Source organism: Ruminococcus flavefaciens MA2007 (assembly GCF_000621845.1).
In the GTDB taxonomy this organism is placed as follows: domain Bacteria; phylum Bacillota; class Clostridia; order Oscillospirales; family Ruminococcaceae; genus Ruminococcus; species Ruminococcus flavefaciens_E.
The window spans coordinates 236,169-250,540 of the sequence record NZ_KK211354.1 but is presented as its reverse complement, the minus strand read 5'-3'; the positions used below and the strand labels follow the sequence as shown (position 1 = coordinate 250,540).

Below are 14,372 nucleotides of genomic sequence, written 5' to 3'. Positions count from 1 at the left end.
AATCATATATGAAACGAATACGTTATGATACATCAACTCGTGACAGCTGTTGCCGGAGCATTTGCGTTATAATGGAAATAATTGCTAATTTTATTATTCCAGTCAAGCTCTCTATTCGTCAAATAATTTTCTGTATCAGCATTATTCATATATAGCTGAATATCATAACGTTTTTCATCTTCTGAATCTGCGTCAATAATAATTGTTTTCCAACTTTCACCACTTGGAGCTGCATATTTTTTCCAAGTTTTTACTTCTTCACCATTTACAGTGGCTGTTTCATATTCATAATAATATCCATTTTCATAAGTGAATTTGCTGTCATGCTCACTGCTGTGAGCATCAAGGAAGAACTTATTTACCTCAAACAAATCCGCTCTATAACTCAAAACAAGCTTTGATGTTCCGCTTCCTGAAAAGACAAAGTTTAATCCATCCAAATCGGTACGTGTCGAATCCTGAAAGCTGCCGCTCCATCCGCTCTCAACAGACTTTGACTGCGATGATACACTAAGTCGAGCTTTTAGAACATCTATATCTGTAAGCGGCCGAGTATAATTGCTATCCGCATAAGGAGTGGCGACTAATTCAATATATACCTTATCATCGTTAGCTACTGTAGTCATAGTGCGCGGTATGCAAATATAATAAAGATGATTGTCATTTTCTTCATTGCTTTCAAAGTGACCGTCTAATGAAAGCATGTCATTCACATTTGCAAAAAATGTATATGAAGGAGCATCACCTTTTTTAAATCCATATGAGCTTCCAGGTAATGATGGGATATTTGTTGTATCTGGATTATCATCATACATAGTGATAGTTTCGCCATTATGATCTGTGAGCTTCGCTGTAATCTCGTAATAGATCTCACCTTGATATTTTTTACTCGAATCAGTGAGACTGTGATTATAGATTTGAAAAGCAATAGGGCACAGATCATCGCCTTCCGTAGAAAAGGGAACTTCGTAAGGCGTAATGCTATCCGTTGGATTCAAGCGATCAGATGAAAAGCGTTTGCCGGTATCACCCATATTGGCGATCACTCGCTTAACACGATTTTGATCCTGAATATACTCAGCAGAAACATATACAGTGATAACCGCCATAGCTACTAATATCAACCATACGCTTATCCAATATTTCTTCATAAAGCTCTTGAATTTTTCCATAGCGGTTTCACTTCCTTTCCACTACTCAAATTTAACCGTTTCCTATTGCGGTAATATACACAGCATCCGTATCTTTATAGGTAGTTGTTGCGTTATTAAAATAGACACGAAGGATATATTCGTGATAAAAAGCATTTTTGCTTGTACCGTTACTGCCTGGAATATTCGTACATTGCCAGTAAAGTGGTTGTACATTTGGATCAAAATAGTCATAAGTATCGTAATTGTACTTGTTATAATCATTATTTGCTTTTCCTGCATTATCACCAGTGGCTTGCATGTTCAAGTAATGTCCATCAAAAATAACAGTTTTTGGAGTACTGCCAACTGTATAGGAATAAGTATTAATCTCAATATCAGTATTGTTATTATCTTTTTTCACAGTCTGGTTCAAAGTCACTGGCTTGCCGTTTATCTTACGAATTCGATAATAAATAACGGTTTCACCATTTGCTGTAACTTCAGCAGTATTTTCATTATCTTCCATCTCTGTAAGTTCAGGAGGCCATGTATCCGTAACTTTATATACCACATAATCACGGCCTTTGAACTCGCCAGCTCCTGGCGCACCACCAGTCGGATCAGCTTCAAAAATCTCATATGTATACGGATTGTTCGTTGTGTGAGTAAGCTGTAATGTAAAATCCTCAACATAGTCACCAGCGACACAAAAAACATAATCCTGGTATAGCATCTTGGTTTCGTTATCGTTTTCAACAATCCATTTTCCGTCAACCGTAATATCATCCATTACAAGATTTGTAACATCCTCACGGTGTGCTGCTGTAATAAAAAGTGTATTCGTAGAGTTTATGCGTTCCAAACGTGCAGCCTCTCTCCGATTACGGAACCATGCCATAACAGGAACCTGAACTGTAAGCAAAAGCGTCAAGGAGACTGCTATAACGAACTGTATTTTCTGCTTTTTTGAGATAGATTTCCAAACCTTTTTAACAGATTTCATAGCACATCTCCTTTCGTTAAACTTTAAACTCTGAATTCACTCTGCACCAAGCATTAAAAGCATATAGCGGACGCGCTTGCCTACTTCTGAGTCGGCTCTATTGTAACCGCGGCTAAGATCGTCAAGGTTCGTACCCGTGTTTAGTGTAGCAGCATCAAATTCGTATTCTGTTTCAGAACCATCCTTTAATTTCATCATTTTACTTTGTACAGTTGCAAGATTAACATCTTTGAAGATATTATTATAGTGCTCATATGCATATTTTTGTATCGCAGCACGAACTGTATAATCAATTGTTACTGCCGGAGCATTTGCATCACCGCTAAGAACCATCTGTTTGAAAGTATTTGACCACACCCAGCGGATACGAACTTCTATAGGTTCGCCCTGAACAGCATTCTCAAAGGTAAAAGTGTAAAGTCCTGCATTTTGAGGATCAAGCAGATCATCATTCATGAAATCCGTGTAAACCCATTTATAATCAGGTTCTTCTTCAGTACCTTCATTTACATATTCACCCTTAAAAAAAAGTATATGTGCTCTAAGGAACTCCACAGCTTGTATTTCAGCTGCTTTTTTATCATATGCTTCTCGCTCAGCCTCAGTAGAACTATCACCTAAAGGAGGCTGGGACGCAGGGATCAAAGTTAAAGAAGTCACATCAAATGGTGCAGAATCGCTTTGTACAGCTGTATAACCATTAATATTGAGCGAAAACTTTGCTGTCAGTGTTCCACTTTTCTTCGGCACTACCCAGAACTGAATAATGCCCTCTGCCCCCGGATTCAATCCCTTTTCCTTATCAGGAGCAAGATAATCCGAACCGGAATAATTACTATCGAGCTGATCCATATCCAGTCTCAGAATGACTTTAGGGTGTCCGCCATCAGTATCATAATAATTCGTTCCCTCGATATTCTGTCTTGTACCGTCGGGAAGATTATATGCATAATCTGAGGTTGGAGTGACCTTTCGATAAATATCAGTTGAAGTATACGGAGTAACACCATCTACAGGCGTACCTGCAGTATAGCTCAACGCTCCGATATTATCACCTCTGAAGCGCAATTCATATGAGCCTGCTTCTACCTTCACCCCCATACCTGAGCCGCCGACGTCCTTATTGCTTGTAAACCACGCGATAGTAGCAAACAGCCAGACGACGAAGGCGAGCACGGCGAGTGAGCCGAAGCGAATGAGATTTCTTTTACGAATGGCTAAAAGTTTTTTTCTGTCCTCATCATCTTGGTTTACCTGACTTTGTGCAGTCTGAGGGTTTGAGCTGACGACAGAGGACTTAGAAAGAGCATCAAAAGCCTTAGCGCTCACCGTGATCACCACCTTTAAAAGAAGCTGCTAAAGGGCATAGTTAGCCTGTTAGCGCATAGTATCTCTACTTTATTATATCATTTTCATATATCATTTTCAATGGACATAATCGACAATAACAGCCTTTACCATTTGTAATGTTTGTGCAAATAAGCCTAATTTCGGAGTCAAAATTAATACATAACGTATATTTCTTTTCAGATATACTAACAATAAAATTTCGGCGGCATATAGAAAAACATATCCCTGCAAAACAGAGCCCCCTCACATTACGCGAGGGGGGTGTTATGTTATAGAGGCTTTAGGAACCTATGATGACTTAAAATCTTATTCATAGCCGCCGATCCACCGACGGTTTTAAGCATATCGGATAGGTCTTTAAAACCCTTTATGGAGGAATTATTATGAGAAGCTATTTTTAGGGATTATCATGAATCTCTCATGCCATCGCCATTTTGAGTTCATAGATCATTATTTAGGCTTTCAAACTAATTTGGAGGAAGCTTGTGTGAGGGATTTTTATGAGTTATATGTGCCTGTAGAATTAAAACTTATTAGATTAGTTTATAACAGGGCTTAAATCAGTCCAATCTCCTGCGCTGCCGATTTTTGTTACAGCATTTGTACCATCAGCCTCTAACTCAAATTTAAGATTGAGAGACCAATTGGAGTCAAGAGTTGCATAAGTGGTATTAGTACAAGTATTATCTTCACCTTCAAGCCATACTCTTGCAGTAACCTTGTAATACTTTTCTGCGCCAGCAGTAAGATTATTTATAAGCGTTACCGCCTGATCAGCACTTACAACCGTATCTAAAGTAGTACCGCTATTAACAGCCTTTCCAGATGTAAAATTCGTAGCACCGTCAAGTTTTAAAATAGAAATTGGGGTGTTTCCAGATGCAGCAGGATCAATCGCGCTAACCGCAACTTCATTAATTTCTGCGTCGTCACCCTTACCGCCCTGTGCGGTAATATCAGTAGCAAAAATAGCTACACGCCATGCCTGATCACCAGTCTTGCTGTCACCAACACCGATTACCTGATTTGAGCCGCCGTTTTTGTAAACTAATTCACATTTTGTCATATTCAACGTATCATATGTGTCAGCACCTGTTGCTTTCAGATAGAAAACATAATCAACATAACCATATGCAGGAGCATATGTGCCCGCTGTAGCCGTTGTATTTGAATCAACAACATCATAAGTCGAATTGAAGTTCTTATCATATGCAGATTTGTTTGCATATGTGTTAGATAGTGCTGTAATCTGAGCAGCTACAGTTTCTGAGTAATTCGTATACGAATCTACCTTTGCATCACCAAGTGCATCAGCATTTACTGTATAGTAAAACGACTCATTTGTTGCATTAATAGTTGAAACAGGCTCAAGTAAAGCAGAACGGCTCTGGCTAAGCTGCTTTGAACCATAAGCACCAGAAGCATTGCTGCTTGCAATAAGCAAGTTAGCACCAATCTGTGTCTTCATTGTCATTCCTACTACACTAACTTCACGGCTCATTGTGAACCACGCGTAGGTGGATGTTGCGAGCATCGAAGCTGATAAAGCGAGCATTCCAGCAGCCGGTATAAGCTTCTTAACTGCGCTGTTCTTTCTTTTAGCATTAGTTTTCATCATAGGTCATTTTCCTTTCATAATAGATTACCGAGAATAGGCTCGGCTGCCTTTTGCCTCTTTAATTTTGCCTCGTGCGTTATACTTTTTGTTTACAATCATATTATAGCTTAATTTCTACTATTTGTCAACGGATTTTTTGAAAAATTCATAATTTTCCATATAATTCAGCAATTTTCACAATGAAAAGTAGTTTTTCTGCACCTTTTATCTAACGCAGCAATTACATCTTGTATAAACGAATATTTCCTTTCACAAACAGTAATTGCCATATTTTTGTATTAATTCGATTTTTCTATACGTTTCGTATTTTATCATGATTTTAATGTCCCAATTGTAGGGGCGCACAGTGTGCGCCCGTTTCACAAATACACCTGTATTTTCCAAATGCAACCGCATATTTATGTTTTTCACGGGCGAACAATGTTCGCCCCTACATATATAATGTGACGTCGTCCAAAAATGAATAATTCATAAATTTTGTCTAAAATATTGATTTTTTCTGTATCATATGTTATAATAAATTATCGAAATACGTTTTGCTATATTTCGTCATCTCATAGCAAAGGAGAATGATTATGCAGCATATCGACGAACAATATATCGTAAATAACTTTGAAACCGCACTGGACCAAGGCTTCGTAAAGGCTTATTATCAGCCCGTTATCCGTACTCTTACCGAAAGGATTTGCAGCGTCGAGGCTCTCGCCCGCTGGCAGGATCCCGTTGTGGGGCTCCTCTCCCCTTTCCTTTTTATTAATGTACTGGAGAAATACCACCTTATCCATAAGCTGGATCTGGCTATTCTTGATAATATCTGCGTTACCTATAATGAAATGAAAAAGCGCGGACTTCCTCTGCACCCGTTCTCCATTAATCTGTCCCGTCTTGACTTTGACGAAATAGATATGCTGGACGCCATTTCAAAGACTCTCGCAAAGTACGATGTGCCGTCCACGGCTATACACATCGAGATAACCGAGAGCGTAATGCTTGATAATACCGCATATTTCCGCCGTATCTTTGACAGTTTCCACGACGCGGGCTTCGCTATCTTCATGGACGATTTCGGCAGCGGATACTCCTCGCTGAACGTGCTCAAGGACTACAGCTTCGACGTTCTGAAAATAGATATGCGATTCCTCAGCGATATCGGTATACGCTCCAAGAAGATACTGGCTTCGGTCATGAATATGGCTAAGGCGATAGGTATGCACACTCTTGCTGAGGGCGTAGAGACAAAGGAGCAGATGACTTTCCTCCGAAATATCGGCTGCGAAATGCTGCAGGGCTTCTACTACTCAAAGCCTATGGACGGCGACCTTTATATAAAGTATATCTCCGAGTCAAAGCTGGAAGTCGAGGATCCTGCGGAGAATCACTACTGGAACGCAGTAGGTCAGATAAACTTCCTCAGCCCCGATCCGCTGAACGATCTCACCAACGAGCAGATAGAAAGCGGCGATTACGGCTTTATCCGCGAAAATTCCACAGCACTCGCACTTATCGAGCAGCGCGGCGAACAGGTCGAGCTCCTTTATAAGAACGAGGCTTACGAGAAGGGCTTACAGCGTATAGGCTTCAGCACCGTGGACGAACTGATAAAAACTATCAACGAAATGGACAGGGGCTACTACCCCGATATGATCGAGCAGGTGGACTTCTCTATCAAGACAGGCGAGATAGTCAAGGAGGATCACCTCATCAACGGCGTGTACTTTACGTACTATACTAAATGTATCGCCGAGACCGACGGCAAAGCCATGCTCGCCGCAAGCATACAGACCTACGGCGGCGATGTGGACAAGTCTACCAACGACCTCTTTGAAAAATACAGCAGAATGCTGATAGACACCTATGACCATATCTCTGTCATTGATCCCGTGAAAAACACCGTTATTACAAGACTGTATTCAAAGTTCGGCTTCAGTGAGGAATACACCCAGCTCCCGCTTGACGAAGCTATCAGACGCTTTGCCGAAAACGAGGTGGCAGAATGCGACAGGGAGAGATTCCTGCAATTCATGGAGCCCTCTACTATCCGCGAGCGCATGAACAAGATCAATCACAGGTACTTCCAGCTGCCATTCCAATACAGGACTCAGAACGGCGAATACAAGATGATGGACACCAAAGTCATCAAGGTCTTCATGGGACCAAGCGACGTTTACATCTTCTCCATAGAAGCTATGTCCGAACAGGCACATAAAGCGGCGGAGCTTCTGCTCAATACCCACCCCGAGTTATTCGATTGTACTTAAATAATTATTACTAAATCTGCGCAGCAGCTTGCTCTGCTGCGCTTATATTTTTAATCAACAGCTATATTGTATAGAGCAAATACACCTTTTTACGTTTTTTCTGAACATAATGCTGTAAAAAACAGCTCTTTTAAGGTAAGTTTAAGATTATTTTAAGATTTATTCATTATTATGTAATCATATATTAACGCCGAATTAACACCGACTTCATGATATTATTTTTTAGGAGGAATTAAAATGAAGAAGAAAAGCTTAATTGCAGGCATACTTTCTGCCTGTATCGTCGGCTCGGCTGCGGCGGTAACGCTCAGCGGCTCGGCTGCTGACAAGCTGTACGGCGACGCCAATCTTGACGGCACTGTGGATATGTCCGACTGCGTGCTCATTATGCAGTCTCTGGCTAATCCTTCAAAGTACGGCACTACAGGCACAAGCGAAAAGCGCCTCACCGCTGAGGGCGCAGAATTAGCCGACGTTTCAGAGCGCGGCAACGGTCTTACCTCAAACGACGCTCTCTCCGTACAGCGCTATCTCCTCGGCATGATAAGTGAGCTTCCCGAGAGCTACAGCAGCAATGTACAGAGCAGCACCACAACTACCACTGTTACCGAAACACAGACAACTACTACAGCTACTACAACAGCTCCAAAGGAGACAGTTACAACTCTCCCCAAGGAGGACGTAGATACCAAGATACACCTCAAGGGCTCTTCTATTCAGGTAGAGGGCAAGTACGCCGAGGCTAACGGCTCTAAGGTAACTATCTCTCATTCAGGTAATTACACTATCGACGGTACTCTCAATGACGGACAGATATACGTTGAAGTTCCCGACGACAAGGCTGATCCCGATACGGTAAAGCTTGTATTCAACGGCGTGAACATCACAGGCAAGAACGCTCCTGCTGTTCTTATCAAGAACGCAGACAAGACATCTATCACTCTTGCTGACGGCACAGAGAATACAGTTTCCGACGGTACTTCACCTTACGGCGGCGACGATCAGACAAACGCTGTTATCGAAGCCAAGGACGACCTCACAATCAAGGGCGGCGACGCAGGCACAGGTGTCCTCAATATCACCGCAAACGTTCAGCCCGCTATCGTCTGCAACAACGATATCAAGTTCACAGGCGGTACTACAAATATCGACACTCTCAACGAGACCGAGGCTAACGACGCTGTAAAGGGCAAGACCTCTGTTCTCGTAAAGGGCGGTCAGCTCAATATCAAGTCTCAGGGTGACGGTCTCAAGTCATCAAAGGGCAATGTAGATATCGAGGGCGGCGAAGTAAATATCAAGTGCGGCAATGACGCTATACAGGCTGAGACAACTATCAATATCTCAGGCGGCAAGATCGCTGCATTCGGCGACAAGGGACTCACAAGCGCAGGCACTATCGGTATCACAGGCGGCGAGCTCCTCGCTACAGCTACAGACAACCAGTGCGAGAACCTTACATCTACAGAACAGAACACTCTTGTGATAGACTTCGCTAAGGAGTGGTCAAAGAACAATCCTATCACTCTTACCGATTCCTCAAACAAGGTGCTCTTCGACCAGAATACAGCCAAGAAGTATAAGTACGCTATAGTTTCTTCTCCTGAGATAGGCAGCGGCGATTATAAGCTCTTCGCAGGCGGTATCAAGCAGAAGCACAGCTCAGGCAGCACATTCAAGGGCGGCAAGCCTGCTGCATACAAGGACGTAAACAACGACATGGAGAACGAGGAACAGCTCTACAGCAGCTTCTTCGACCTTAGTCAGGTACATAAGATAGATGTCAAGATGTCCGAAAGCGACTGGAACGCATTTATGGCAGCTGCTCAGAAGGAAGAATGGTATCCCTGCGATCTCGTTATCGACGGCGAGGAGATCAAGAACGTTGGTATCAGAACCAAGGGCAACAGCTCACGTATGATGGTAAACAACGGCAAATACAGCTTCCGCTTCAAGCTGGATAAATACGAAAAGCTCAACAACTATCACGGTCTTACAGAATTCTGCATGAACAACTTCTACTCAGACGCTTCATGCATGAGAGACCTTATCTGTTACGACGCAATGTACACTATAGACGGTGTAGCTCCCAAGAGCAGCTACTCTGATATGTACTTAAACGGCAAGCTCTACAGCTTCTACTATGCTCTTGAGCAGCCCGGCACTACACTTGCTGAGCGCTATGCTATCGACGATGACTCCAACCTCTACAAGGCTACCGAAAGAAGCAATCAGGCAGGCGGCGGCGGTATGTGGGGCGGCATGGGCGGAGGCGACAGCTACAGCACCTTCACCGAGAAGATGCCTGTCAACAACCTCGACCTCAAGTTCGGCAACGACGAGCAGCTCCAGCACCTTGAAGAGCTCAAATCAGCTATCAACAAGATGAACACCTCAAACTACAAGTTCATCGAGGACATCATTGACGTTCCAAGCTTCCTCAAGGGATTCGCTGTAAACTCCGTAATGTGCAACTACGACAGCTATAACGGCTCACTGGCACATAACTACTACCTCATGTACACAGGCGGCAAGCACTATTTCGTAGGCTGGGACTACAACCTCTGCCTCGGCATATTCATGGACGGTGCAAGCTCCGTAAACTCAGACATCAATACAAGCCTTTACAATGCAACTGTTGACAACCGTCCTTTTGCAAAGCTTCTCCAGATCCCTGAGTATTACGATCTGTACGTAGGCTATGTAAACGAGATAATGAATTACTACAAGAATATCGAGCAGTACGTTGCAAACTATTCTCAGCTGATACGTCCTCACGTTGAGGCTGATCCAAGATTTGCATTCTCTGTAGACCAGTTCGTAACATCAACTACCAAGAGTGCAAACGGACTTCAGGTAGGCGGCGGTCAGCAGAATCCTTGGGGCGGTCAGCAGCAGAATCCACAGCAGGGACAGCAGAACCCATGGGGCGGTCAGCAGCAGAACCCACAGCAGGGACAGCAGAACCCATGGGGCGGTCAGCAGCAGAATCCTCAGCAGGGACAGCAGAACCCTTGGGGCGGACAGCAGGGCAATAATCAGTGGAACTTCCAGTTCAACTCTGATGAGCCCGACGCAGCGGAAGGTTCAGCAGACTTTGAACAGAGCTGGGCATTTGAAGGCGGCTTCGGCGGCGGTTTCAACTGGAACGGCGGCGGCGGAGGCGGCGGAATGTTCGGTAACAACAGCGTTTCCGTTATCGACTTCCTGCTCAAGCGCTTCGAGGTAATCCGCAGCACTATCAAAGGTTAATTAACAAGCGTTTCAGGTATCACACTTTAAATACAGCCCGAAAGAGGTCCTCACGGATCACTTTCGGGCTTCCTGCTTTTCTGTGTCACTGGTTGACCTGACGGTGTTGATCTGATATAATATTATTATCTGAAAGAATTAAGGAGAAAAATATGCGAATATCACAGAGCTGCGCTGAATGCTTGTATAAACGTCAGAAAAACAAGACTGATAATACCGAATACCTTGCCGAGATAAAAGCGCTCCTTGACAACCGAAAAGAAACTGATACCAGTCCATACATGGTATACCTTTTCAATAAGGTACACGTCAGGTACTTCGGTAAGGGCGCAGATTACAGTATTATCAAGAAACAGTACAACGACCTTGTCCTTGCTATGGAGGATAGTCTGCGGCATGAGATAAACTCCGCGGAAGAACCGCTGGCAAAGGCGATGATGATGTCACGGGCAGGCAATTACATAGACTTCGGAGCTATGAACAGCGTAGACCGCGATGAATTTCTCTCACTGTTCAGCAATACAGAAATGCGCGAAGATGACAGAAAAACCTACGAATCATTTCTCCGCGAATGTACCGATGCAAAGACATTTCTGCTGATATGTGACAACTGCGGAGAAATAGTTCTCGACAAGCTCATGCTTGAACAGCTTAAATTGAGATTTCCTCATCTGACAGTCAGAGCTATGGTGCGCGGCGACAATGTTCTCAATGACGCAACCGCTGAGGACGCAAAATATGTGGGACTTGATGCGGAAGCCGAGATAATCTCCAACGGTGAAGCTGTTGCAGGAACAATATACGAAATGCTGCCCGATGAAGCGAAAAATGTACTTGACCATTCCGACGTGATACTTGCGAAAGGTCAGGGCAATTATGAATCTCTTTCAGGACAGGGCAGACACATATTCTACGAATTTCTTTGCAAATGCAAGCTGTTCACCAGCCGATTCAACGTGCCGAAGCTGACAGGAATATTTATCGAAGAAAAATAATAAAGCCACAAACCGTGTTTTTATAAAAAACACGGTTTTTATTATAGAGCAAGTATGCAAATGAGGACACAAGGTGTAATATTCCACGAAAAGCAGTTAAAAAGTACTATATTTCATTGAAATTGCTTGAAATATCATGTATAATGTTAATATAGAGAATATCGGCTTTTTTTGGGAGGATATTAAAATGAACAGACAATTCAAAAGAGCGGCGGCTCTTGCCGTCAGCATTCTCACCGTTTTCTCGGGAGCTTCGGGCATTGCTCCCATAGGCAGTCCTGCTGTGACGGCTACGGCGGCAGGCAGTATCCTCGCATTCCCCGGAGCTGTAGGCGGCGGCAAATACGCTACAGGCGGACGCGGCGGCGAGGTATACCACGTTACAAACCTTAATGACAGCGGCGAGGGCTCATTCCGCGACGCCGTAAGCAAATCGGGACGTATCGTCGTTTTTGACGTAAGCGGAACTATCGAATTAAAGGGCAATATCCTTTGCTCAGGCAATGTCACCGTGGCAGGTCAGACTGCTCCGGGAGGCTCGGGCATCACGCTGAAAAACTACAAAATGGGTATGTCGGGAGACAATATCATCTGCCGTTACATCAGCTCCCGTCCAGGTCCATATGCTTCCACGGACTCAGGCAACGACGCATGGGGCGGCGCAAAGGGTTCAAACTCAATAATCGACCACTGCTCCATGGGCTGGACAACAGACGAGCAATGGGGACTTTACTCCAATAACACCAACTATACCGTGCAATACTCCGTCATAGGTCCTGCGGACTCATGGGGCGGTCACAAAAAGGGACTCCACGGATTCGGAATAATGATGGGCAAGGGCGACCTGACCTTTGACCATAACCTCATTATCCATAACGTTTCCAGAAACTTCCGCGGCAAGGTGCCTGACCAGTACACGGCGGACTTCACCAACAATATCATCTACGACTGGGGCTATCAGACCGCATACGGCACCATAGGTCACCTGAATTACGTCAATAATACCCTGAAAGCAGGCAACTCCACCACAGGCGGCTATCACTATATGTATGTGGACAGCACTACCAAGCCCGAGAATTTCAAGGTATACTGCGCAGGAAACCGCCTTATCAACAAGGACGGCTCATTCCACAGCGTTACAGGTGATAACTGGTCGGGAGTCACCGTCAAGGACGGTATCGGCATATCCAAGAACAACCTGTACAGCGGCACCTCATTCCCTATCAATATCAACGGCGAGAATGTGTCCACTGCAAATACTGCCGAGAGTGCGGCGGCTGCCTACGACCATGTAATCAGCTTCGCAGGCAACGGTATCTCTCCCGATAAGCGTACAGCTATCGACAAGCAGTGCGCAAGCGATACAAAGAACGGCACGGGACAGTGCAGCGGTACTGCAGCATTTGACGGCTCAGAAGCCAACCTCAGCAAGTACAATATCAAGTGCGGCGTGACCTACAGCTATCCCTCACCTGTTACAAAAAAGGAGATAACCGACGCTGACAACGACGGCATGGACGACAGCTGGGAGCTTGCACGAGGTCTTGATCCCAACGATCCCGATGACTACGCAGGAGACTACTGCGGTCAGGGCTACATGAACATCGAGTACTACATAAACGACCTTACCGTGGATTCATTCCCACAGGGCGTTGTGAAGCTCTCCCCTACAGGCGGAAATTTCACTCCTGTAACGACAGTTTCTGCCTTTGAGACTATCGAAGCAGAGCATTTCAGCGATCAGAACGGCATAGAGACTACGGAGGGAACAGGCGTCGGCGTTATAGACCATATCCAAAACGGAAGCTGGGTAAAGTACGAACAAATAAACTTCGGCAGCGGCGCTCAAAGCTTCAGTGCTAAGATTGCAGGAAATCCAACTGTTATGGAGCTGTATCTCGACAGCATGAGCGGCTCTCCTGCGGCAAAGGTAAGCTATGCAGGCAACGGCAGCCTCGATACATTTGAGGAGATAGAAGCAGGCATATCAAAGCTTACGGGAACTCACGACCTGTATATAAAGTTTACGGGCGGCGACGGCTACATTGTAAATCTGGACAGCTTCGTATTCGGCAGGGACGCTGTCCCCCTCAGCGGCAAGCTCTTCAAAAACGTTCAGGTCACTTCACAGGCAAATCCCGATTTCTGGCAGATATCAACTGCGGCTGTAGGCTCACCTGTATTCGGTGACAGAACTTTCAAATTCTCAGAGCTCCAGCTCGAAGGCGCAGAGCAGCTTCTAACCTCATGTGACGCAAAGGGCACAACAGGCGAAGCGGCAACATTTGAGGCTGGCAGCGATATGTCCCTGTATGTGGGACTGGACAGCCGTGTGGAGAATGTTCCCGACTGGCTCAGCGATTATACGCTGATGAGGACGCTTTGCACGTCTGATAACGACGTTAGCTTTATGATGTACAAAAAAGACGTAAAGGCAGGCGATAAGATATCCCTCGGCAGCAACGGACAGACATATAAGTGCGTTAATTATATAGTTATGGCTGTGGGCAAAAGTACTGTTGAACCGCCCGTAAGCTATAGTCTGGGCGATATCAATAAGGACGGCTCTATAAACGTCGCAGACCTTGTTATACTGCAAAAGCATATCCTCGGCAAGGAAATAATGTCACAGGAACAAGCCGTGCAGGCTGATTTGAACATTGACGGCACAGCTGATATATTCGACATGGTAGAGCTCAGAAAGACTGTAATACAAGGCTTGAACACCTGAACGATATCACAGGCAGTTACGAAATACTCATA

Annotated in this window: 8 protein-coding genes; 4 read left to right on the top strand and 4 right to left on the bottom strand. The window is 44.5% G+C overall.

From position 1 onward, the window contains the following. Positions 1–32: 32 nt before the first annotated feature. The 4 genes from T497_RS0112680 to T497_RS0112660 form a co-directional block, all read right to left on the bottom strand. Positions 33–1,172 (bottom strand): hypothetical protein, encoded by a 1,140-nt coding sequence (locus tag T497_RS0112680; RefSeq protein WP_028515929.1) that lies wholly within the window; start codon positions 1,170–1,172, stop codon positions 33–35. Between the two features lie 31 nt (positions 1,173–1,203). After that, positions 1,204–2,136, bottom strand: a complete 933-nt coding sequence (locus tag T497_RS0112675) for a hypothetical protein (RefSeq protein ID WP_028515928.1) — start codon at positions 2,134–2,136, stop codon at positions 1,204–1,206. 36 nt (positions 2,137–2,172) lie between these two features. Further along, positions 2,173–3,465, bottom strand: a complete 1,293-nt coding sequence (locus T497_RS0112670) for a hypothetical protein (RefSeq protein ID WP_028515927.1) — start codon at positions 3,463–3,465, stop codon at positions 2,173–2,175. A 559-nt stretch (positions 3,466–4,024) separates the two neighbouring features. Then, positions 4,025–5,104 (bottom strand): hypothetical protein, encoded by a 1,080-nt coding sequence (locus T497_RS0112660; RefSeq protein ID WP_028515926.1) that lies wholly within the window; start codon positions 5,102–5,104, stop codon positions 4,025–4,027. 575 nt (positions 5,105–5,679) lie between these two features. Here T497_RS0112660 and T497_RS17730 point away from each other — a divergent pair. From T497_RS17730 to T497_RS18140, 4 genes are all read left to right on the top strand, one after another. Then, positions 5,680–7,362, top strand: coding sequence for an EAL domain-containing protein (locus T497_RS17730; protein ID WP_051530672.1), 1,683 nt, complete (start codon positions 5,680–5,682; stop codon positions 7,360–7,362). A 237-nt stretch (positions 7,363–7,599) separates the two neighbouring features. Further along, entirely contained in the window at positions 7,600–10,614 is a 3,015-nt protein-coding gene (locus T497_RS0112650) for a carbohydrate-binding domain-containing protein (RefSeq protein ID WP_028515925.1), read from the top strand. Positions 10,615–10,766: 152 nt separating this feature from the next. Further along, entirely contained in the window at positions 10,767–11,609 is an 843-nt protein-coding gene (locus tag T497_RS0112645; protein WP_028515924.1) for a damage-control phosphatase ARMT1 family protein, read from the top strand. 187 nt (positions 11,610–11,796) lie between these two features. Beyond that, on the top strand, positions 11,797–14,340 hold the full coding sequence (locus T497_RS18140) for a carbohydrate-binding protein (RefSeq protein ID WP_028515923.1): 2,544 nt from the start codon (positions 11,797–11,799) through the stop codon (positions 14,338–14,340). Positions 14,341–14,372: the final 32 nt, after the last annotated feature.

Coding starts and splice junctions, on each gene's coding strand:
- T497_RS0112680 (WP_028515929.1), bottom strand. CDS start 1,172: ATGGAAAAATTCAAGAGCTTTATGAAGAAATATTGGATAAGCGTATGG.
- T497_RS0112675 (WP_028515928.1), bottom strand. CDS start 2,136: ATGAAATCTGTTAAAAAGGTTTGGAAATCTATCTCAAAAAAGCAGAAA.
- T497_RS0112660 (WP_028515926.1), bottom strand. CDS start 5,104: ATGATGAAAACTAATGCTAAAAGAAAGAACAGCGCAGTTAAGAAGCTT.
- T497_RS17730 (WP_051530672.1), top strand. CDS start 5,680: ATGCAGCATATCGACGAACAATATATCGTAAATAACTTTGAAACCGCA.
- T497_RS0112650 (WP_028515925.1), top strand. CDS start 7,600: ATGAAGAAGAAAAGCTTAATTGCAGGCATACTTTCTGCCTGTATCGTC.
- T497_RS0112645 (WP_028515924.1), top strand. CDS start 10,767: ATGCGAATATCACAGAGCTGCGCTGAATGCTTGTATAAACGTCAGAAA.
- T497_RS18140 (WP_028515923.1), top strand. CDS start 11,797: ATGAACAGACAATTCAAAAGAGCGGCGGCTCTTGCCGTCAGCATTCTC.